We start from the raw sequence: 20,825 nt of genomic DNA, 5'->3' as shown, positions 1-20,825 counted from the left end.
ATTGAGTCTCAGCCCTAGTTCCTAAAGCAATAGTCCGCCGAACTCCTCTGTATGATATGAACGAATACTACAGGCACTATCTTCTTGAGCATATGCAAAAAGAGGAGATAAAGGCTGGGTCATCTCTCGTTAAAATGGTAAAAAAAGCTCCCAAGGTTCACAAAACAGACCTTATTGAGAAGTATGGGGGTGACAAAAAGGCGGTTGTCGCGCAGACTTTCAAGTATCCAAGTATTTTGGAAGAATACAAGCGTGACAAACGTGGCCAGCCGTTTATGCCCCTAAGCCATGAGGATTTGGAGGGGGTTGAGCAAGCCCCTGCGACGGATTGGGATGGCCTTCTGATGGCTGTCCGATCACTACCTACCGGGGCAGAAGTGGCAGCCAGCTATGAAAAAGCAATCGAATCACTTTTAACCGCCCTATTCTATCCTGACCTCAACCATCCAATCTACCAACCTGAGATACACGATGGACGGAAAAGGTTGGATATAAAATACACCAACATGGCCATGGTAGGATTTTTCTCATGGCTTTCGAAGCATTACATGGCACCTCAGGTATTTGTGGAATGCAAGAATTACGGGAATGAAGTTGCAAACCCCGAGCTTGATCAACTTTCAGGGCGATTTGGCCGAAGTCGCGGTGAATTTGGAATTATAGTTTGCAGAAATTTTAAAAATAAAGCTTTATTTCAAAAAAGATGCAGAGATACCGCACTTGATGGGCGGGGTTACATCATAGCACTGGACGACGACGACCTTACATTGTTAGTCGAAAGTCGCAAAGCGGACATTAACGAGTATCGCCAGTGGTCACTACTACGGCAGCGATTTGATTTCCTACTTTCATAAAAATACGCCGTAGAGCATTATGCGAAGTGCATTTTTATTGAATTTACTGGTGCTCCATCTTGAAGGTCATTCTGGCTGTGAGCGGACCCCAAAATCCGGGGCCCGCTTACAACTAGGCCGCTTCCGCTATCTCCGCCTCTTGAGGGGCCGGAAGGCCGAAGACCTCACCTAGACCGGCCTCCCGAACGATTGCCGCCAAATGGGCCTCCCAAGCGCCATAGGCACGCCGCAGATCGTCAATGGGGTCGTGGCGGTCATAGATGCGCTCGACGCCCGCAGGGAGCTTGTGGGCCAACATCGCCTCAGCAGTCAGGTGGTCGATGCCAAATCGCCGGGTATTCGACCTTACAGTCCTCCGAAGGTCATGCGGCTTCCAGTGCCCGACAGGACCGCCATTCGCCTCGGTCATGCGCTTGATGAGGCGATCACGGACTTTATACCAGACGTAGCGCTGCGGCTTGTTCGCGTCGCGTTCACAGGGCAGGACCCATTCTGATCCGCCGATCGCCAATGCACGCCCCCATGCTCCCAAGGGGATCGCGTGATCCTCACCGTTCTTCACGTCACTGGCCTCACGATACCAGACGCCATCGCGTATAGATGACGCCTTGGCCTGAGCGATTTCCTGAATGCGGCACGCGGTCAGGAGCATGAGAGCGAAACCCCTGCGATATGTCTCTCGCTCAACGGCCAGCGCCTGAAAGAACAACCCAATCTCTGCATCCGAGAGCGTGCGCGTATTTTTGCGGTTGCCATGCGCGTCAACCGTCTCATCGGTCGCAAGCTGATGGAGCCGGGTCGCGGGATTGACCTCAAGCGCGATGCTGTCGCTGGCGTCCAGTGAGCAACACCAATTGAAGAAGACCTTGAGTTCGGCGATCAACCGGTTGGCGCGGACAGGCGCGACCATCGCCTTCGCCTTCACCATCGCGACCAAATGGCTCTCCTTCACCTCGTAGACGGATTTCGCACCAATCCGGGGCTCGATGTCGCGGGTGAAAATGGCGAGCTTGTCTTTGACCGTGCGGGGCTTGGGAACTCGCCGCTCACGCGACGCAGTCCCCTTCCCCACGGCGACCATATAAAGACGGTGAGCCGCCGTGACGGTCATGATTTCGATCCGCTTGGCCTCACGGCGCGCCTTCCCCGGATCGCGCCCGGCTTCGACCTCAGCGTTGATCGTTCCAGCCCATCGGCGCGCAGCCTGAAGGTTCGTCGCCGGATAGGTGCCGCCCGATTGTTTGACGATCACCCCGGCGTCGCGGGACGGTTGGCCATCAAGATCGCGGGCAGGAACGCGGCGCTTGAACCGCCACAGCTTTTTGCCGCCGGGGGTAACGTCGAGCGTCAGGCCGGGCGTTTGCGTATCGCTGAGCGATCCGACCGAGTGGGCAGCAAGAATGGTTGCAGTGAGCTTTGACACGAATCGACCTCATTGCGAGGCCACAAATCGGACACAGAGCCGGGCACAAACCGGACACAAAACCTCGCCCGGAGACAGTGAAGACACAGGATTTGTGACACAATAGGTGTCCCAAAATGGCCCAATTTGGCCGACCGTGTCCTACCACTTTTTATGAAATATAGCCGCGAACTCAGTGCCTTGCCTTGTGGACAGTGAGATCGGCGGTGGCTGGGGCGGCAGGATTCGAACCTGCGTATGACGGTACCAAAAACCGTTGCCTTACCGCTTGGCGACGCCCCAGTGGAGAGGCGCGCCTTATACCCGGCGCGCCGTTCTTGAAAAGCCCCAAAACAGGGGAAATGTCAGCCCAGGCGGCGCATCCAGCCGTGCGGGTCAGGGGCCTGGCCGCGCTGGATCGACACGAGCTGTTCGCGAAGGCGCGTGGTCAGCTGGCCGGGGCCGCCGCTACCGATGGTGAAGCGACCCGCGGGCTCGGCGACGCTGCCGATCGGGGTGACGACGGCGGCGGTGCCGCAGGCGAAGGCCTCGACCAGGCGACCGCTGGCGGCATCGGCGCGCCATTGGTCGATGGCATAGGGCTCTTCGCGTACGGTCAGGCCTTGGGCGCGGGCGATGGTCAGGATCGAATCGCGGGTGATGCCGGGCAGGATCGTGCCGGTCAGCGGCGGCGTCACCAGGCTGCCGTCATCGAACACGAAGAAGACGTTCATGCCGCCCAGTTCCTCGACCCAGCGGCGCTCGACCGCGTCGAGGAAGACCACCTGATCGCAACCATTGGCGATCGCTTCCTTCTGCGCGAGCAGGCTGGCCGCGTAGTTGCCGCCGCACTTGGCCGCGCCGGTGCCGCCGGGCGCTGCACGGGTGTAGCCCTGGCTCACCCAGATCGACACGGCGGGCGCACCGCCCTTGAAATAGGCGCCCACCGACGAGGCGATGACCATGTAGAGATATTCGGCCGAGGGCTTCACGCCCAGGAACACCTCGCTGGCGAACATGAAGGGACGGAGGTACAGCGCGCCGCCATCCTGCTCGGGAATCCAGTTACGCTCGATCTCGACCAGCCGCTCGACCGATTCGAGGAAGAGGTTCTCGGGCAGTTCGGGCATCGCCATGCGACGCGCCGAATCCTGGAAACGGCGGGCATTGGCCTCAGGCCGGAACAGCGCGGTGCCGCCATCGGCCAGGCGATAGGCCTTCATGCCCTCGAAGATTTCCTGCGCATAATGCAGGACCGAGGCGGCCGGATCGATGCTCAAGGGCACACGTGCGGTAATCTGCGCATCATGCCAGCCCTTGTCGTCGCTATAGCGGATCAGGGCCATGTGATCGGTGAAAACGCGCCCGAAACCGGGGTCTACCAGACGCGCCGACCGCTCGCTCGCCTCGACCGGGGTCTGGCAAGGATCGAACCGAAACGTAAGGGATTGATGCGCTTCCATGATCATCTCTCTGTTTTGGGTTGCCGTGGCCTAGGGCGTGTGAGTAGACGGGTCAACATGGCTGCCTCGAACCAGTCCGCATCGGCACAGTTTCTCCGTGAACCAGAACTCCGTAGGGGTATGGAATTGCTGTATTTCGGCAATAGCCATCTCGTGCGCTCGATCGATCGCGGTCTCGCCGCGCAGGGGCTGGGCCGTGCCCATCACCGTGCGCTTTATTTCATGGCCCGCAAGCCCGACATGACGGTCAGCGAACTCCTATCGCTGCTGGCGATCACCAAACAGTCGCTGGGCCGCGTGCTCAACGAACTGGCGACGCGCGACCTGATCGAGACGCGACCCGGCGACCGCGATCGGCGCCAGCGGCTGTTGCGGCTGACCCCGGCTGGGGCCGCGATGGAGGCGGAGTTGTTCGACGCCCTGCGCGAGAAACTGTCCAAGGCCTATGCGCGCGCGGGGCAGCAGGCGGTGACGGGGTTCTGGACGGTGCTGGAGGGGTTCATCCCCGAGAACGAGCGCGCCCGGATCGAGGATCTGCGCTCCAACGACGGGTGATAGGGCTCGCGCGAAGAAGTTTGGGTTTCGCGCGGAGGCGCAGAGGGCGCGGAGATGTTACGAGCAGCGCCCCGCCAGGCCTTTTACCCCAAGCGGATGAAATGATGAGATTGCCATCAGCAATCTAACTCCTCATCCATCGCTGTTCCGCTCGCAAAAATCTCTTCGCGCCGTCGCGGCTTCGCGTGAACTAAAAATCAGCCACGCGCGGCTTGCGCCATTTCGCGATTACGCCGTTCGGACGCCTTCAGCGTATCGGCCATGAGCCGCTTGAGCGCATCGTCCATGTCCAGCACGTTCAGTCCCTCGCGGGTCGAGCCGCCGGGGCTCGCCACGCGGTCCGCCAGCACGGATGGCGGAGCATCGGCCGTAATCGCCATGGCCCCTGCCCCGTCCACGGTGGCCAACGCCAATTGCTGCGCCAGTTCGGGTGCCAGCCCCAGCCCGATGCCCGCCTGCGCGATCGCATCGATGAAGCGGAACACAAAGGCAGGGCCACACCCCGCCAGCGCGGTAACGGCGTCGAACCGCGCCTCGTCCTCCACCCAGGGGGCCAGGCCGAGCGGACGGGCCAGCGCCTCGGCGGCGTCACGGACGGCGCTGTCTGGGGAGCGGGTATAAAGAGCGGTAACGCCCTGCCCGATCGCGACCGGCAGATTGGGCATCATCCGCACGACCGCGCCCGCCGGGATTTGGGCGGCAAGCGTCTCTTCCTCCACGCCCGCCAGGATCGAGAGCAAGATGGCCGGGTTCAGATGCGCCAGCGTCGGCGCGATGTCCGTCAGCTGCTGCGGCTTGAAGCCCAGCATCAGGATCGCAGGCGTCTCGTCGACGGGAAGTGCGGTCAGCGAGCGGACGCCTTCGGGCGCGCGGGTGCCGCTGCGGGTGATGACGGTGACCTGCGCCGGATCAAGTCCCTCGGCCAGCCAGCGGCGGAGCATCGCGCCCGCCATGTTGCCACATCCGACCAGCCAGATCGGTCCGGCGGGAAAGCTGATGCCCGCCAATTTACGCCTCGCCCTGGGTCTCGATCAGCGCGGCGGCCAGCGCTTCGCGCGGGGTCTTGCCGCCCCAGAGGACGAACTGGAACACAGGGTAGAAACGCTCGCATTCCTCGATCGCCGATTCGACCAGCAACTCGGTTGCGGAAAGCGAGATGGTGCCATCCTCGCCGCCATCGACCATCGCGGCATGGCGATAGAGCAGGATGCCGCTGTTCGACCACAGCTCGAAATGGCCGATCCAAAGCTGTTCGTTGACCAGCGCCAACGTCTCATAGATGCCGGCGCGGCGATCCTCGGTCACCTTTATATCGGGAAACGCCAGGAATTGCAGGACGCTGTCGTCGTCGCGCCACAAGGCGCGCAGTTCGTAGGTCGCCCAACTGCCCTTTACCGTCGCGACGATTTCCTCGTCGTGACGCTCATGCTCCCACCCATGCGCGGCGAAATATGCTTCCAGCATATCGATGGGGGCCGATTCATCGGCTTCATGATCGGTCGACTCAAGCATCACTGGCCCTTGCGAACAAACCCAGACCGACGCAGGTTGCACCGCTCCGGGGTCCACCGCAAGCAGCGGGAGGTCGATTCCTGTGGAAAGCTGCCCGCATCCGTGGAGCGAGCAGCCGTTCCCAATTGGCGATGCCGGTCAGGATTCGGTCCCGGCGGTCATCGCGCCCAGCCGTGCCTCCAGCGCGTCCAGGCGCGCCTTTAGCGCATCGGCCTCGTCGCGAGCGGCCACCGCCATCGCCTTGGCGACCTCGAACTCCTCGCGACTGACGAAATCGAGACCGCCGATCCATTCCCGCGCACGCGACCGGGCGCTGGCTTCCGCCTCGCGGCCCATGCCCGCCACGGTTCCAGCCAGGCCGTTCATCACCTTGGCGAAATCGTCGAACAGCTTGTTATCGGCCTGCATATCAAATTCCCAAAAATCGTTTCACAGCATTTGGGAGGTCTGGGCCCCCGGCACAAGCTTTTCCGCACCCGGATTGAGTTGATCGATCCGCCAGTTGAGCACACCGGCAAAGGACAGCCACACCAGATAGGGCACCATCAGCCAGGCCGCGCCCTTGCGAATGCGCGAGAAGGCGATGGTGGTGACGATGGACAGCAGCAGGATGCCGACGATCACGAACAGCGCTACGCTCACCTTGTGCGCGCCGAAGAACAGCGGCGTCCAGGACAGGTTGAGCAGGAACTGGACCACGAACAGGGTGATGGCGACACCCCGTCCCCTGGCGCCGCGCGCGTGGAGGATCATCGACAGCGCCAGGCCGATCAGGATGTAGAGCGTCGTCCACACCACCGGAAAGATCCAGCCCGGCGGGTTCAGCTCGGGCTTGGCCAGCGCCATGTACCAGCCATTCTCGCTACCCGAAGGCACGACGCGGCCCGATGCGAAGCCCAGCAGCAGGATCAGCGGCACGACGACGATCGCCCAGCGCAGGAAAGACATTCGCAACTGATCCTTCGATGCGATCGTACCCACTCGTTCCTCTTTCGCCATGATGCCCGTCGATCTGCCCCAGCGATCCGGGGCCGTAAACGGATAAGGTGAACGTTATTACCGCCGCCCCGTTCAATTTCGGGATGCGGCCACCAAAAACTCGATATTGCCTTCCGGGCCGGTGATCGGGCTCTGCGTGACGCCCGCCACCGACCAGCCGCCGGTCGTCAGCCACGCGACGACCTGATCGCAGACCCGCTGGTGCACCGCCGGATCGCGCACCACGCCGCCCTTGCCGACCTCTTCGCGCCCCGCCTCGAACTGCGGCTTGATCAGTGCCAGCAGCCGCGCACCCGGCTTGGCGAAGCTCAGCGGGCGTTCCAGCACCTTGGCCAGACCGATGAAGCTGGCATCGCACACGATGATGTCGATCGGCTCGGGGATATGCGCCTCCGTCAGAATGCGGGCGCTGGTCTGTTCATGGACGATGACGCGCGGGTCCTGGCGCAGCGACCAGGCGAGCTGGTTGGTGCCGCTGTCGACCGCATAGACCCGCGCGGCACCCTTTTGCAGGAGGACGTCGGTAAAGCCGCCGGTCGAGCTACCGACATCGATCGCGACGCAGTCGGTCACGTCCCAGCCGAAATGCTCCAGCCCATGCGCCAGCTTGATGCCGCCGCGCGATACCCAGGGATGATCGCGCCCGCGCACGTCGAGGTTCGCGTCCTCGGCCAGTTGCTGGCCGGGCTTGGCGATCTTCGTCTCGCCCGAAAAGACCAGGCCCGCCATCACCAGCGCTTGCGCGCGCGAACGGGATTCCACGAGTCCGCGGTCCACGAGCATCTGGTCGACACGCAGCTTGGCCATGCCCCGCCCCTACCCCCCGGCTCGGTCCATCGCAAGTCGTCATCCATTGGGCGCGAAGTCTATTGCCTATCTTTTTAGTAGGAATACATTCCACACCAAGGATCGGGAGTCGACCCGGCCCGGAATCGAGGAGATGCCATATGGGTTCGTTCGCATCCTATGAGGCCCGCAAACCGACGGTCCTCACCGTACCTGGCTTGGGAGGCTCAGGCCGCTCGCACTGGCAGAGTTTGTGGGAAGAGGCGCGTCCCGATACCATCCGGGTCGAACTCGGCATGTGGTCGACGCCGCATCGCAACGCCTGGGTCACGCGGCTGGACCAGGCGATCCGGCAGGCACAGGCCCCCGTCATCCTCGCCGCGCATTCGCTGGGCTGTCTGGCCGTCGCCTGGTGGGCGGAACTGTCGCCCCAGCCCTATGGCTGGCCGGTCGCGGGCGCCCTGCTGGTCGCGCCTGCCGATGTCGACCGCGCGGACGCGCCCGAGGCGCTGAAGGGCTTCGCCCCCAGCCCGCGCACGCCGCTCCCCTTCCCCTCGATCCTGGTCGCGAGCCAGGATGATCCCTGGATCTCGATCGAGCGCGCGCACAGCCTGGCGGTCGACTGGGGCAGCCACTTCGTCGATGCAGGGCCGCAGGGGCATATCAATGCCGCCAGCGGTCTCGGCTGGTGGCAGGAGGGGCAGGAACTGCTCGGTCGGGTGATCGCGGCCAGCGGGATGGACCGGCCGACGCCGTCCGGACCGCTATCGCCGAGCGAGGCGCGGGCGGTGCTGGCGGTAAATGCGACCGACGCCGCGCAGGCGCATTATCTGGGGCGGTGAGTTTTTCGCCCCGTCCAGCCTGAGCTTAGGTCGAAGGCCAAGGGGAACCCTTATCAATCAGTGTTCCCCGGCGAAGGCCGGGGCCCAGTTGCGGCGTAGGTGAGAGGGAATAGAAACAATGAGGGGGAGGCTTCAGTAACAGGTGCCCATCGCCTCCCACGCCAATGCACGGCGCCATCGCAATCACGCAGAAACTGGGCCCCGGCCTTCGCCGGGGAACAGATTCTGTTTTAGGTAAGCGTGTAGCCTTCGTCTTTGCTCAAGCGGAACGAGGGCTTTGATCGGACTCGATCGCCTCCCGCTCCGCCTCGGCCTTGGCCGCCGCCGTGGCGGCCTTCATTCGCCGCCACATCCGCACGTTCACGCCGATCATCATGACCACGGCCAGCGTCGTGAAGACGATGACCGCGGTCCAACCCCGGATCACGCGCGCGCACCCTCGCTGACATTGGCGCTGTTGTGGCGCAGCGCCTTCAGCACCGTCTCGACGATCGCATCCGCATCCAGCCCAGCCTGCGCATATTGCACCTCTGGCTTGTCCTGATCCTGGAAGATATCGGGCAGGCGCATCGTGCGCAGCTTCAGCCCGCCATCGATCAACCCTTCGTCCGACGCCATGGTCAGGACATGCGCGCCGAATCCGCCGATCGCATTCTCCTCGATCGTCACCGCGACCTCGTGCGTGGTCAGCATCCGCCGGATTAGCGCCTCGTCCAGCGGCTTGGCGAAGCGCAGGTCGGCGACCGAGGTCGACAGCCCCTTGGCCTCCAACGTGTCGGCAGCGCGCAAAGCCTCGGCCAGGCGAGTGCCGAGCGAGAGGATCGCGACCTTCTTGCCCTCGCGCACCACGCGGCCCTTGCCGATCTCCAGCAATTGCGGCGTCTCGGGGAGAGCGACCCCGACGCCGTTGCCACGCGGATAGCGCACCGCGATCGGGCCGCTGTCATGGTTGACGCAGGTATGGACCATATGGACCAGCTCAGCCTCGTCGGCGGCGGCCATCACCACCATATTGGGCAAGCTGGCCAGATAGGTGACGTCGAACGAGCCCGCATGGGTCGCCCCGTCCGCCCCGACCAGACCCGCACGGTCGATCGCGAAGCGGACCGGCAGGTTCTGGATGGCGACGTCATGGACCACTTGGTCATAGGCGCGCTGTAGGAAGGTCGAATAGATGGCGCAAAAGGGCCGCATCCCCTGCGCCGCCAGACCGGCGGCAAAGGTCACCGCATGCTGCTCGGCGATGCCCACGTCGAAGAAGCGCTCCGGATATGCATTCGCGAACCGATCGAGCCCGGTGCCCGAGGGCATCGCGGCGGTGATGGCGCAGATGCGAGGATCGCTGTCCGCTTCCTTGGCCAGCGTCTCGCCGAAGACGTTCTGATAGGCGGGCGGGCCCGGAGGCGCCTTGGCCTGGGCACCGGTGATGACGTCGAACTTCTGGACGCCGTGATATTTGTCCGCCGCCGCCTCGGCCGGGGCATAGCCCTTGCCCTTCTTGGTGACGACGTGGATCAGGATCGGGCCTTCCTCGGCGTCGCGGACATTCTCCAGCACCGGGATCAGGTGATCGAGATTGTGGCCGTCGATCGGGCCGACATAGTAGAAGCCCAGCTCCTCGAACAACGTGCCGCCCATGGTCATGCCGCGCGCGAACTCGTCGGTCTTCTGCGCGGCCTTCTGCAGCGGGCGCGGGAAACGCTTGGCGAGCTTCTTGAGGACGTCGCGCACGCCCAGGAACTCGCGGCTCGACACCATGCGTGACAGGTATGCGGACAGACCGCCCACCGGCGGGGCGATCGACATGTCATTGTCGTTCAGGATCACGACCAGCTTGTTGCCGGCCTGCTCGGCATTGTTCATCGCCTCATAGGCCATGCCCGCCGACATCGCGCCGTCGCCGATCACGGCGATGCCCTTGCCCGGCGTCCCCGCCAGCTTGTTGGCGATCGCAAAGCCGAGTGCTGCCGAGATCGAGGTCGAGCTGTGCGCCGCGCCGAAGGGGTCGTATTCGCTTTCCGACCGCTTCGTGAAGCCCGACAGGCCGCCGCCCTGGCGGATCGTGCGAATCCGATCGCGCCGCCCGGTCAGGATCTTGTGCGGATAGCATTGGTGACCGACGTCCCAGATCAGGCGGTCATCGGGCGTGTTGAAGACATAGTGGAGCGCGACCGTGAGTTCGACCACACCCAGGCCGGAGCCTAGGTGCCCGCCGGTGGTGCCGACGGCCGAGATCGTCTCGGTCCGCAATTCGTCGGCGAGCTGCCGCAGCTGTTCGGGGGCCAGTCGACGCAGATCGTCGGGAGTCTGAACCGTGTCGAGCAGCGGGGTCTGAGGAATGTCTGCCATCCCACCGGCTTATCCCAGCAAATCGATGGTGTCGATTGCCACTATTCACCGTATCGTCATTGACGCATGCGGAATTTTGTCCCGAAAAGACCGCATGTTCACCTATCGCTGGGCCGAGACCGCCGACATTCCCGCCATCGCCACGCTGATGGAACGCGCCATCGCGGTACTGCAGCAGGGCTTCCTGTCCCCCGACGAGATCACCGCCAGCCGCGCGGTCATGGGCCTGGACACGCAGCTCATTGCGCACGGCACCTATCTGTTGGCCGAACGAGATGGCAGGCTGGCGGGCTGTGGCGGCTGGAGCGCGCGGGCGACGCTCTATGGTGGCGATCACAGCCATAGCTTGCGCGACGCGGCGATGCTCGATCCGGCGACGGACCCGGCGCGCATCCGGGCCATGTATGTCGATCCCGATTTCGCCCGGCAGGGGCTGGGCCGCGCGATCCTGGCGCGGTGCGAGGCGGCGGCGCGCGAAGCCGGGTTTCGTTCGGCCGAGATGATGGCGACGCTGGCGGGCGAGCCGCTTTACCGCGCGTGCGGCTATGCCGCGATCGAATCGGTGCACTCCGCACCGGTCGATGGCGTTCGCGTGCCGCTGATCCGCATGGGCAAATCCCTTTAACCGGCGGACACCGTCCTCAGGCGTGGGAAGACATCGTCGATCGGCTTGGTGTCGGGCAGGATATAGACATAGCCGCCCTTCTTGCGGAACGTCGGCCGCAACTGCCATGTGTAAAAGGCTTGGGGCACGTTGATGCAGCCAAAGGTGATGCGATTGTCGTCGGGCGTCGGCGACAGCATTCGCTCGCGACGCTTCTCGCGCGCGCCTGCATCCTTTGGGATCGGATGCAAGGCCACCGAGGTCGCATAGTCGACCCACAGCACCCGCTCGCCCGCCACCGGCAGGCCGAACTTGGCGAGATAGCGCCCGGCGGGCGTCGTCTTCTCCGCCGGACCGAGCGAGGCCAGCGTCTTGGTGCCGACGCCGGGGCTGGCATCGTCGCCCGGCATGATGCCGATCAGGACCGGCACCGCCGCCATCTGTTTGCCGTCGGATGCGAACAGGAACAGCGTCGCATTGACCTTGTCGACCACCGCCCAGGGCAGGCCGCGATTGTCCTGCGAGGACGCCACCCAGTCGATGACACGCTGCGCAGACGCGGAGGGGGTCAGCACGGGGGCGGGCTCCGCCTGGGGCTTAGGCTTCGACTTGCGCGCGGTGGCCTTGGGCGGTTCAGCCCGACGCGCATCGGCGACCGAGGGGAAAAGCAGGGCAAGACCGGCCAGCGGCGCCATCAGGAATTTCATCGGAGCATCATACTCAAGCAAAAGGCCGGTCCTTCCCCAATGAAGGGGAAAGACCGGCACGGTATTTTATCAGTCTATCGCAGGACCGACAGGATCAATGCTGCGATCAATGGCGGGGGCGACGCGCGGGCTTCTGTTCCTGCACGGTCAGGCGCTGTTCGACGCCATCGACGCGACCGGTCAGCTGATCCAGCCGCTGGCCATTGGCCTGGGACTGGCCCGATGCCGCCTGCGCCTCGGCCAGCGCCTGCTTGGCGGTGCCGTCGGTCTGCTGGAGCCGCTGTTCGAGCGTGTCGACGCGCTGGCTCACGGGAGCGATCTGCTCGCGCACGAAGGACTTCGTGGCGCAACCACCAAGACTGACGGCACCGGCCAAGGTCACCATGGCGAGCAGGGATTTAGATGCAAAAGCAGACATAAACACTTCTTTCAGTCGTTAACCAACCGCAACAACGAAGCCGAGTGCGAAAAGTTCGACAATCCCGATTGTGTTCGACCGTGCCGGTTTTTCGACCAAGCGTTGACGAGCGAATACTTACGAACACTTGGAGATTTCACGATTTTGTTAAGTCCGCGTTCAGAATCTAACGCTTTCGTGACACGCGTTTCGCAAAGGGATCGCGCGGAATGCCATCGGCACCGTCCTGGTCACGCGACGCCTTGGCGGGAACGACCTTTCGGGCCGACACACAGTCGCGCAGCGCGGCGATCGCGGCCCCGCTTCCGCCAAGCGACAGGCGTTCGACCGGCACATCACCCCGCGCGATGTCCAGCCGCTGAGACTTGGCGAGATAGGTCGGGAAGGCACGCTCGAAGCTGGTGACGAAGCCCTGCTTGCCGTCCGCGGCCAGCCCGACAGCGAAATGTTTGGGATAGCCGCCGCTCGTCAGCCGGAAGTCCAAGGCCAGCCGCTCCTTCGGCTTGATCGACCAATTGGCGTTCAGCACGGTCAGATGGTTCGACCCGTCGCGGTCCAGCCCGAGCAGCAGCGTCGTGTCGCCAGGCCGGTCATAGATGCGCGTCAGGAAACACCCGTCGCCATCCTCGCTGATCGCCAGCGTCCAATCGCCGACTTTGCGCGGCAGGGTGTCCTTATCGGCGGCGCTGGCGCCACTCGGCGATAGCGCAACCGCCAGGCCAAGCATCGCTAGAGCGGACAGACGACGTGAAAGCTTCATAGACTTCTTCCTCCACCGCCGACCCTATCCGCACGGACCGCTATTGGCCAAGCCTGAGGCCCCCTTCCACTCATACCCTGCAAGCGGAGCAAGGGAGGGCTTACGCCATCCGCTCGCGCACCACCCGCTCCAGCACGTCGAGCGGCATTGCGCCCAGCGTCAGGACGCGGTGGAATGCCTTGGGGTCCCATTTCGCGCCCGCCTTGGCCTTCGCTTCGTCACGCAGGCGGGTCCAGACGGTGTGACCGATCTTGTAGCTGCACGCCTGTCCCGGCCAGACGGTATAGCGGTCAATCTCCCCTTGGCTGCGACCGCGCGCGATGCCGGTGGTGGCGATGAAATAGTCGGTTGCCTTTTCGCGGCTCCAGCGCTTGGCGTGCATCCCGGAATCGACCACCAGCCGCGTCGCGCGGAAGAGCAGCGATTGCAGATAGCCGACCTGGCCGAGCGGATTGCCCTCATACAGGCCCATCTCGTCGGCCAGCTGCTCGGAATAGAGCGCCCACCCTTCCGAATGGCCCGAATAGTAGACACCCCGGCGGATCAACGGAATGTCGTTGCTTTCCAGCGCCGACATGACCTGCAGGTGGTGGCCCGGCACCGCCTCGTGATAGGTCAGCGTCGCCAACCCGAATTTGGGTCGGTCGAACGTATCGCGCAGATTGATGAAGTAGATGGCGGGCCGCGAGCCGTCGAGCGAGGCGGACTGGTAATAACCGCCCGGTGCACCCGCCTGGATCGCCTCCGGCACGCGACGGATTTCGACCGGAGCCTTGGGCAGCACCGCGAACTGTTCGGGCAGGCGGCGGGTCATCGCCGCGACCTGCGCGCGCAACTGCTCGAGCAGCGCCTCGCGACCGGCATCGGTGTTGGGATACAGCTGGTCCGGGCGCTTGTTGAGCGCGACCAGCCGCTCGCCGACGCTGCCCTGCCCCATGCCCTGCGCCTTCAGGATGGCATCGATCCGTGCGCCGATCTCCGCCACCTGCGCCAGGCCCAGCCGATGGATGTCGTCGCCCGACATCTGGGTGGTCGTCGCGGCGGCCGCGGCGGCGGTGTAATAGGCCTCGCCATCGGGCAGCCGCCACACGCCCGCGTCATGCACAGCCCGGCCGCGCAACTCGGTGACGAGCGCCCGTTGCCGGTCGAGCGCGGGGAAGACCTTGTCCGCCATCAACCGGGCGACGGCCTGCGCCCGCTCGGGCGGCAGGTTCGCCGCCTTCAGCTTGGCGGCGAGGTCGGTGGCGGGCCCGGTCGCTTCGGGCGCCTTGTCGCGAACCGCCGCCAGCTGCTTCAGCGTGGTGTCGAGGATATAATCGGGTGCGAACACGCCCTTGGCGGCATCCTGCCGCTGACGCTCGGTGTCCGCATCGACCGCGGTCGCCAACGCCTCGACCCGCGCGACATAGGCGTCGGCGTCGGCCGCGTTCGTCACCTGATGCTGGCTCGACAGAAAATCGGGGACATCGCGATAGGCCCCCGACAACTGGCTGAGCACATAAGGCGCATATTGCCCCGCGCTGGTCCCATAGGCGAACCGCTCGCCCGCGATCACCTGGTCGAGCCCATAGCCGACGATATCGTAATCGAGCCGCGCCGCCTCCCCCAGCGAAGCGCGCGGGATGGTCCGCAGCGCCGCCAGCTCCTGCCGCGCCCGGGCATATTGGCGGGCCTCGCCTGCTCGCGACACATCGCCGAGCCTGCTCTTCAGGTGCGCGCGCGGCCCCGTATCCAGCCCCAGCGAGGTGGCCTGTTCGGGACTGTCCTCCAGCCGCGCATAGAAGAAGCGGTCGAGCATCGCCCGCAGCTCCGCATCGCGCGAACCGGTCGCCGCGCGGGCCAGACCCGGCCAAGCGGTGGAGACGGCGGCAAGGCTGGCGGAGGCGAGAAACTGGCGACGCTGCATGGACGATCCCGGCAATTATGACGTGATTGCCAAGGCTAAGCCCCTGATCCTGCGATGCAAGGCGAAAAGCCGCCCGCCCTATCTGCACGGTTTCTGCACCGAAAGCGCGCCGGATCACCAGCCCCCACACCAGTCGATCTGGACCCCGGCGGCCCATAGCCGCCCCATCAGGGAGTTCGGCATGACCATCACCACATCCATACACCATAGCTTCCACACCAAGCTGCTCGGCACCTTCGTGCTGGTCGGGCTGGCGCAGTTTCTCTTCTATGGGCAGGAGGCCGGCTGGACGCTGGGCGGCTTTGCCCTCGCCTGGACCATCGTGCTCCTCCTGACGCGCGCCGATGTCCGCGCCAGCCGCCCCGCGCGCGTCGCGGTGGCGATCGCGACGCTATTCGGCGTGATGATGGTCGATGATCCGGGGCCGCTCAAATGGCTGTTGTTCGGTGCGTCGATCGGCATGGCGACGCTGTTGCCGCTACGCCGGTTCGACGATGCGCTTCGCTGGGCCGGGCGGCTCGTCATCCATGGCTTTGGCAGCATGGTGGTACCACTGCGCGACGCGGGGCGGCTCGCCCGAGCCCGTCGCCGCCGACCGGGACGGCGCATGGTCGCGGTGGCGACCATGCTGGTCCTGCCGGTACTGGGCAGCGCGCTGTTCCTGACCCTGTTCGCCCAGGCCAATCCGGTGATCGAACGGGCCTTTGCCGCGATCCGCTTTCCCGACCTGTCAGACATCATTTATAGAACGCTGTTCTCGCTATTCTTTCTCGTGATGATCTGGTCCAGCCTGCGCCCACGCAGGACCTTGTTACCGCAGGGCTTCATGGCGACGCCCGGCAAGGGCCCCCTTCCCTCAATCGGTCGCCACACGCTGATATTATCGCTGCTGACGTTCAACCTGATCTTTGCAGGCCAGAACGCACTCGATCTCGCCTTTCTGTGGAGCGGCGCGCCGTTGCCGCAGGGCGTGACGCTGGCCGATTATGCGCATCGCGGGGCCTATCCGCTGATCGTGACCGCGCTGCTGGCGGGCGGGTTCGTGCTGCTGGCCGGACGATCCGGGGATCGGCTGGTGCGGCGGCTGATCGTCCTGTGGGTCGCGCAGAACGTGCTCCTCGTCGCCTCCAGCATCCTGCGCACGGTCGATTATATCGCGGTCTTCGGGCTCAGCGGATGGCGGATCGCCGCGCTCGCCTGGATGGGCTTGGTCGCGCTGGGACTGGTGCTGATCGTCTGGCGGATGCTGCGCGGGCGTTCGGTCCGGTGGCTGATCAACGCCAATGCGCTGGCGGCCGGGGCCGTGCTGACCGCCGGATGCGCCAGCGACCTGGGAGAGATCGCGGCCCGCTGGAACGTGGCCCATGCCAAAAGCGCGGCGGATATCGACCTGTGCTATTTCGAGAGCCTGGGCTCGTCCGCGGTGCTGCCGCTGATCGAGGTCGAACGGCGCGCATCCGGGCCGGTCCTTCGCTATCGGGCCCGCAACATCATCGGCGATGTGATGGCCGATATGCGCCGCGACCGGGCTGACTGGCGTCGCTGGAGCTGGCGCAATGCCCGCCGCCTGTCCGCGGCCGAAGCCCTGGTCGGACAGCGCAAGCCCGCCGCCAAACCCCATTTCTGCGGTGAGCCCTATCGGACGCAGGCCTCGGCCCCCGCGTTGACGAAGCCGCACCAGTCATGATCCTATGCCCCATGCCCCGCACGATCCTGGTCGCCGATGACGATCCCAATATTCGCCAGCTGCTGGTCTTCGCGCTCGGCAAGGCGGGGCTCGACACGATCGAGGCAGCGGACGGCGAAGCGGCGCTGGCCGAGGTGGCGCGGCACGCGCCCGACCTCGTGGTGCTCGACATCAACATGCCGCGCATGGACGGGCTGGAGGTTTGTCGGCGGCTGCGGGCGGGTGGCGAGACGCCGATCCTGTTCCTGTCCTCGCGCGATGACGAGATCGACCGGGTATTGGGGATCGAGCTGGGAGCGGACGATTATGTCGTCAAACCCTTTTCCCCGCGCGAGGTGGTGGCGCGGGTCATGGCGATCCTGCGCCGCACCCATGCCCATCCGCCGCAGGTGGAGACGGCGGGCGCGGTCATCCACCATGGCCGCCTGGCCCTGGATGTCGAAGGGTGGCAGGCGCGCTGGGCGGGGGCGGAGGTGCCGCTGACCGTCACCGAATTCTCGATCCTGCGCACGCTCGCCGTCATGCCCGCCAAGGTGTTCAGCCGCGAGGCGATCATCGACCGGCTGCACGGTCCCGGTTTTGCCGTGACCGACCGGACGATCGACAGCCATATCCGCAACCTTCGCGCCAAATTCGCCGAGCGCGGCGGCACCGACCTGATCGAGACGCGCGCCGGGATCGGATACCGGCTGGGAGCGTGCAGCGGCGGGGCGGCGTGATCGCGCGGCTAAAGGCCTGGGCCAAGCGCCACTGGCCGCGCCTGTCGCTTCGTACCTATCTGTTCGCCAGCTTCTTTCTGGTCGCCGCGCTGCCCGGTGTCGGCGCGGTGGCCTTGCGGGTCTATGAGAACACGCTGGTCCGCCAGACCGAGGCGGAGCTGGAGGCGCAAGGTGCCGCACTCGCCGCCAGCGCCGCCGCCTTGTGGCCCGCCGCGCCGCCGGGACGCCCCGTCATCCGCTTCGCCGCCGAGACGAGCGGCCCCTATGGCGGCGCAGTCGCCACCGCCGTCGACCTGAGCGCGACGCCGATCCTGCCCGAACGGCCCCTGCCCCAAGCTGCTGGCGCGCCGAGCCCGGATGCGCGAGCCGCCGCCACGCGCCTGTCGCCGGTCTTGGCCGTCACCCGCCAGGCGACCCTCGCCTCGATCATCCTGCTCGACCGGGACGGGAGGATCGTTACTGGATCAGCCGCACAGGGAAGCTATGCCGCGCTGCCCGAAGTCGCCGCCGCGCTGGCGGGTCTGCCCCGTACCGTTCTGCGCCGCAATGCGAGCTACCGGGCGATCTTCCGCTTCGACTGGCTTTCGCGCGCCGCCGCCACTCGGGTCCATTATGCGCGACCGATCCTGGTCGACGGACGGGTGGTCGGCGTCCTGCTGCTATCGCGATCGGCGCGGTCACTGTTCGTCGGGCTCTATCAGGACTGGGGAAAGATCGTCATCGGCGTGGCTGCGATCCTGGGTACGCTGATCCTGCTCTCGGGCCTGTTGTCGCGCGGCATCGCGCGGCCGATCGAGGAGTTGCAGGACGCCGCGCGCGACGTGGCGGCGGGGCGCGGCACCGTGCCCGCGATACCCGCCACGGCGGCGACCGAGATCCAGGACCTCTACCGCGACTTCGCCGCCATGGCCGAGGCGATCGAGGCCCGCTCGCTCTACCTGCGCAACTTCGCCCATGCGGTCAGCCATGAATTCAAGACGCCACTGACGGGCATTCGTGGCGCGATCGAGCTGTTGCAGGATCACGGTGCCACCATGTCCGATGCCGAGCGTCGCCGCTTCCTGGCCAATGCGAATGCCGATGCCGGGCGGCTGACCTTGCTCGTCTCGCGTCTGCTCGATCTGGCGCGCGCGGACATGGCGGTAGCAACGGAGGGCGAGAGCGATGTCGTCGGCGTCGCGCTGAAACTCGCCGATGCACACCGGCGACAGGGTGTGGCAATCCCGGTCGAAGCCGATCCCCCCAAGGTCCTGGCCTTAATAACCCCGGAGACGCTGGAAGCGATCCTGACGACCCTGATCGAAAATGCCGGTCAAGCCGGGGCCGATACGATCACCATCCGAGTCGAGGCGGCGGATCGCGTCGTCATCGACGTGATCGATAATGGCGGCGGCATTCCGCCCGGCGACCGGGACCGGATCTTCGAGCCCTTCTTCACCTCGCGCCGGACGAGCGGCGGCACAGGACTGGGCCTGTCGATCGCCCGCGCGCTGCTCGCCGGGGCGGACGGAACGCTGGAACTCGCCGATGTCGAACAGGGGACGACCATGCGTCTCACCCTGCCCGCGCCTCAGCGATAGCGGCCCATCACCACCTTCAGCACGACCGGCCGGTCGACGATGTTGATGCCGTAATCGGTCTGGTCCCCGTTCCAGATGCGGTCCATCACCCAGCGGCCATCGGTGAAATGCCCCTGCTCGATCCGAACGATCATCGCCTTCGGATCGGGGACCGCAGGCTCGAAGCGGGTGCGGACATGGTCGCCGACCATCAGGAATTCGTCGCGCGACAGCTGGACCACCGCCATGCCGCCGACCGACTCGGCCTTCCAAGGAGCGGGTTCGGACTTGAGCCAGGTCCAGCTCTTCTCGCCGAACTGCCACTGGCCGAACTCGGCGCGGATACGCCAGTCGCCCAGCACCGTCTCGCGGTCGCCGCCGTCATCGGGCTTGGCCGCGCCCCAGGTCGGATGCTCGAACGCCGCCTTGGCCCAGTCGCGCATCACCCCCGCCACCGCGCCATAAGGCCCGGCAAAGGCATCGAGCGTGCTGTCGTCCAGCGCCTTGGCCCCCAGCGGATAGTTGAAGAAGCCGGTGTCATCCATGCCGAACGGCGCAAAGCCGATCGCGCCGTGCCCCAGCGCTTCGTAGAAATAGCGCGCAAATTCACGGCCATTGCCGATCTCCGGCACCAGCAGCGGGTTGTCGGGCCGGGCATAGGCATCGAGATACAGGCCGACATTGCGGCTGGCCCGGTCATAGATATCGGGGGCCTCGGCATCGATCGCGGGGGCGGCAACCTTCCAGATGTCGAGCACGTCCTGCTGCGGCCCGCCGCTCGCCACGCCGTCGGGATCGGGCACGTTGGACGGCCCCGCCAGCGCCGCGTTGACGTACATGGGCAGGGGCTTCACCGCCTTGCCCGCCTCGACGATCTCGTTGATGTAGCGCGCGGTGTACCAGCTGTTGAAGGCGCGGTCGGCCTGCGCGCCGAACACCATGGTCCAGGTGCCGCGCGGCTTGCCCAGCTTGCGGGTCAGTGCCTCGGGCACGGGCTGCTCGAACAGGCGCTGCGCCGCCGCCGAATAGTCGCGCGGGTTGCGATAGCTGCCCACTTCATTTTCGGGCTGGACCATGATGACCGTGTTCTGCGGATCATGCTCCTTCAGATAGGTCATCAGCCGTACGAAGGCGCGCTTGTCGGCCTCCAGCGTGGTCCGCGCCATCGGGGTCAGCGCATAATGATCCTTGCCTTCGCGCGTCTTCATCCGGGGGAAGCGGCGATTGTCGAGCTTTACCCAATCGGGCGTATAGCCGGGCGAGGTATTCTTCCAGGTGGCGAACCACAGCAGGACCACGCGCTTGTCACGCGCGCGCGCCTGATCGAGCAGGGTCTGGACAAAGGTGAAATCGAACTGCCCCTCGACTGGTTCGATCTGTTGCCAGGCGACGGGGATTTCGATCGTGTTGGCATGGATGCGGTCCAGCACCGGCCAGACCTGCGGCAGCGCGGCGGCATAGTTGCTGGAATTGTTGACCTGCGCAGCCAGCATCAGGAACGGCTGCCCATCGACCAGCAAGGCGTGCCGCCCCGCCCGGGTGACGATGTGCGGCACCTCGGTCGATTGCGCGGCCAGCGGCGTCGCCAGCCCAAGCGTCACTATCGCCCCTATGATCGCCAAGCGCATCGCATCCCCCTCCTTTTGCACAGTCTGTGCACGGGAAGGCGTTGCGCGGCAACAGGGCTGTGACGGACGAAGCGG

At 65.1% G+C, this 20,825-nt stretch carries 21 protein-coding genes and 1 tRNA gene; 7 read left to right on the top strand and 15 right to left on the bottom strand.

Annotated features, from left to right (window positions below):
* The first annotated feature begins 56 nt into the window (after positions 1-56).
* Positions 57-854 carry a hypothetical protein gene (locus SB4_RS19490; protein ID WP_153006093.1) on the top strand — a complete coding sequence of 266 codons (798 nt, stop codon included), beginning with the start codon at positions 57-59 and terminating at the stop codon, positions 852-854.
* A 112-nt stretch (positions 855-966) separates the two neighbouring features.
* On the opposite strand, the gene SB4_RS06085 is transcribed toward SB4_RS19490, so the two are convergent.
* The 3 genes from SB4_RS06085 to SB4_RS06075 form a co-directional block, all read right to left on the bottom strand.
* Positions 967-2,277, bottom strand: coding sequence for a tyrosine-type recombinase/integrase (locus SB4_RS06085; RefSeq protein WP_058751833.1), 1,311 nt, complete (start codon positions 2,275-2,277; stop codon positions 967-969).
* Between the two features lie 207 nt (positions 2,278-2,484).
* Positions 2,485-2,559 (bottom strand) — tRNA-Gln (locus SB4_RS06080).
* A 62-nt stretch (positions 2,560-2,621) separates the two neighbouring features.
* The gene (locus tag SB4_RS06075) at positions 2,622-3,719 is read right to left on the bottom strand and encodes a branched-chain amino acid aminotransferase (protein WP_058732622.1); all 1,098 of its coding nucleotides are present in this window, start codon (positions 3,717-3,719) and stop codon (positions 2,622-2,624) included.
* A gap of 57 nt (positions 3,720-3,776) precedes the next feature.
* On the opposite strand from SB4_RS06075, the gene SB4_RS06070 reads away from it, so the two are divergent.
* Entirely contained in the window at positions 3,777-4,274 is a 498-nt protein-coding gene (locus tag SB4_RS06070; protein WP_058717037.1) for a MarR family transcriptional regulator, read from the top strand.
* A 197-nt stretch (positions 4,275-4,471) separates the two neighbouring features.
* Here the strand turns inward: SB4_RS06070 and proC are convergent, their stop codons facing one another.
* The 5 genes from proC to SB4_RS06045 all read right to left on the bottom strand — a co-directional run bounded on the left by proC (position 4,472) and on the right by SB4_RS06045 (position 7,592).
* Positions 4,472-5,281: a pyrroline-5-carboxylate reductase gene (proC, locus tag SB4_RS06065; protein ID WP_275044979.1), complete on the bottom strand. Its 810-nt coding sequence runs from the start codon at positions 5,279-5,281 to the stop codon at positions 4,472-4,474.
* Between the two features lies 1 nt (position 5,282).
* On the bottom strand, positions 5,283-5,786 hold the full coding sequence (locus SB4_RS06060) for a type III secretion system chaperone family protein (RefSeq protein ID WP_058732623.1): 504 nt from the start codon (positions 5,784-5,786) through the stop codon (positions 5,283-5,285).
* A gap of 138 nt (positions 5,787-5,924) precedes the next feature.
* A complete protein-coding gene (locus tag SB4_RS06055; RefSeq protein ID WP_058751832.1) occupies positions 5,925-6,194 on the bottom strand; it encodes an accessory factor UbiK family protein in 270 nt (89 codons plus the stop codon).
* 21 nt (positions 6,195-6,215) lie between these two features.
* The gene (locus tag SB4_RS06050; protein WP_058751831.1) at positions 6,216-6,734 is read right to left on the bottom strand and encodes a TspO/MBR family protein; all 519 of its coding nucleotides are present in this window, start codon (positions 6,732-6,734) and stop codon (positions 6,216-6,218) included.
* A 123-nt stretch (positions 6,735-6,857) separates the two neighbouring features.
* Positions 6,858-7,592 (bottom strand): TlyA family RNA methyltransferase, encoded by a 735-nt coding sequence (locus tag SB4_RS06045; RefSeq protein WP_058751830.1) that lies wholly within the window; start codon positions 7,590-7,592, stop codon positions 6,858-6,860.
* 140 nt (positions 7,593-7,732) lie between these two features.
* Between SB4_RS06045 and SB4_RS06040 the strand changes: the two genes are divergently transcribed.
* Positions 7,733-8,413 carry an RBBP9/YdeN family alpha/beta hydrolase gene (locus tag SB4_RS06040; RefSeq protein WP_058717042.1) on the top strand — a complete coding sequence of 227 codons (681 nt, stop codon included), beginning with the start codon at positions 7,733-7,735 and terminating at the stop codon, positions 8,411-8,413.
* Positions 8,414-8,672: 259 nt separating this feature from the next.
* Here SB4_RS06040 and SB4_RS19945 read toward each other — a convergent pair whose 3' ends face one another.
* Positions 8,673-8,840 carry a hypothetical protein gene (locus SB4_RS19945; protein WP_193753746.1) on the bottom strand — a complete coding sequence of 56 codons (168 nt, stop codon included), beginning with the start codon at positions 8,838-8,840 and terminating at the stop codon, positions 8,673-8,675.
* Positions 8,837-10,762 carry a 1-deoxy-D-xylulose-5-phosphate synthase gene (gene dxs, locus SB4_RS06035; protein ID WP_058751829.1) on the bottom strand — a complete coding sequence of 642 codons (1,926 nt, stop codon included), beginning with the start codon at positions 10,760-10,762 and terminating at the stop codon, positions 8,837-8,839. Before dxs ends, SB4_RS19945 begins: the two co-directional genes overlap by 4 nt.
* Before the next feature lie 94 nt (positions 10,763-10,856).
* On the opposite strand from dxs, the gene SB4_RS06030 reads away from it, so the two are divergent.
* Positions 10,857-11,387 carry a GNAT family N-acetyltransferase gene (locus SB4_RS06030; protein WP_058751828.1) on the top strand — a complete coding sequence of 177 codons (531 nt, stop codon included), beginning with the start codon at positions 10,857-10,859 and terminating at the stop codon, positions 11,385-11,387.
* On the opposite strand, the gene SB4_RS06025 is transcribed toward SB4_RS06030, so the two are convergent.
* The 4 genes from SB4_RS06025 to SB4_RS06010 form a co-directional block, all read right to left on the bottom strand.
* Complete coding sequence (locus SB4_RS06025; protein ID WP_058751827.1) at positions 11,384-12,073, bottom strand: hypothetical protein; 690 nt, start codon at positions 12,071-12,073, stop codon at positions 11,384-11,386. The two genes, SB4_RS06030 and SB4_RS06025, sit on opposite strands and share 4 nt — an antisense overlap.
* Before the next feature lie 106 nt (positions 12,074-12,179).
* Complete coding sequence (locus SB4_RS06020; protein WP_058717046.1) at positions 12,180-12,491, bottom strand: hypothetical protein; 312 nt, start codon at positions 12,489-12,491, stop codon at positions 12,180-12,182.
* Between the two features lie 166 nt (positions 12,492-12,657).
* Entirely contained in the window at positions 12,658-13,251 is a 594-nt protein-coding gene (locus SB4_RS06015; RefSeq protein ID WP_058751826.1) for a hypothetical protein, read from the bottom strand.
* Positions 13,252-13,351: 100 nt separating this feature from the next.
* A complete protein-coding gene (locus SB4_RS06010; protein WP_058751825.1) occupies positions 13,352-15,157 on the bottom strand; it encodes a DUF885 domain-containing protein in 1,806 nt (601 codons plus the stop codon).
* On the opposite strand from SB4_RS06010, the gene SB4_RS06005 reads away from it, so the two are divergent.
* The 3 genes from SB4_RS06005 to SB4_RS05995 are packed head-to-tail and all read left to right on the top strand — an operon-like array spanning position 15,156 to position 19,143.
* A complete protein-coding gene (locus tag SB4_RS06005; RefSeq protein WP_058751824.1) occupies positions 15,156-16,844 on the top strand; it encodes a DUF4153 domain-containing protein in 1,689 nt (562 codons plus the stop codon). The two genes, SB4_RS06010 and SB4_RS06005, sit on opposite strands and share 2 nt — an antisense overlap.
* Positions 16,845-16,855: 11 nt before the next feature.
* Positions 16,856-17,563: a response regulator transcription factor gene (locus tag SB4_RS06000; RefSeq protein ID WP_058751823.1), complete on the top strand. Its 708-nt coding sequence runs from the start codon at positions 16,856-16,858 to the stop codon at positions 17,561-17,563.
* Positions 17,542-19,143, top strand: a complete 1,602-nt coding sequence (locus tag SB4_RS05995; protein WP_241488500.1) for a sensor histidine kinase — start codon at positions 17,542-17,544, stop codon at positions 19,141-19,143. Before SB4_RS06000 ends, SB4_RS05995 begins: the two co-directional genes overlap by 22 nt.
* Here SB4_RS05995 and SB4_RS05990 read toward each other — a convergent pair.
* The gene (locus SB4_RS05990) at positions 19,134-20,750 is read right to left on the bottom strand and encodes a DUF5597 domain-containing protein (protein ID WP_058751822.1); all 1,617 of its coding nucleotides are present in this window, start codon (positions 20,748-20,750) and stop codon (positions 19,134-19,136) included. The two genes, SB4_RS05995 and SB4_RS05990, sit on opposite strands and share 10 nt — an antisense overlap.
* Positions 20,751-20,825 lie beyond the last annotated feature (75 nt).

Origin of the sequence: Sphingomonas sanguinis (genome assembly GCF_001476905.1) — a bacterium.
GTDB classification, from domain to species: domain Bacteria; phylum Pseudomonadota; class Alphaproteobacteria; order Sphingomonadales; family Sphingomonadaceae; genus Sphingomonas; species Sphingomonas sanguinis_B.
This window is presented reverse-complemented; position numbering and strand designations above follow the sequence as displayed.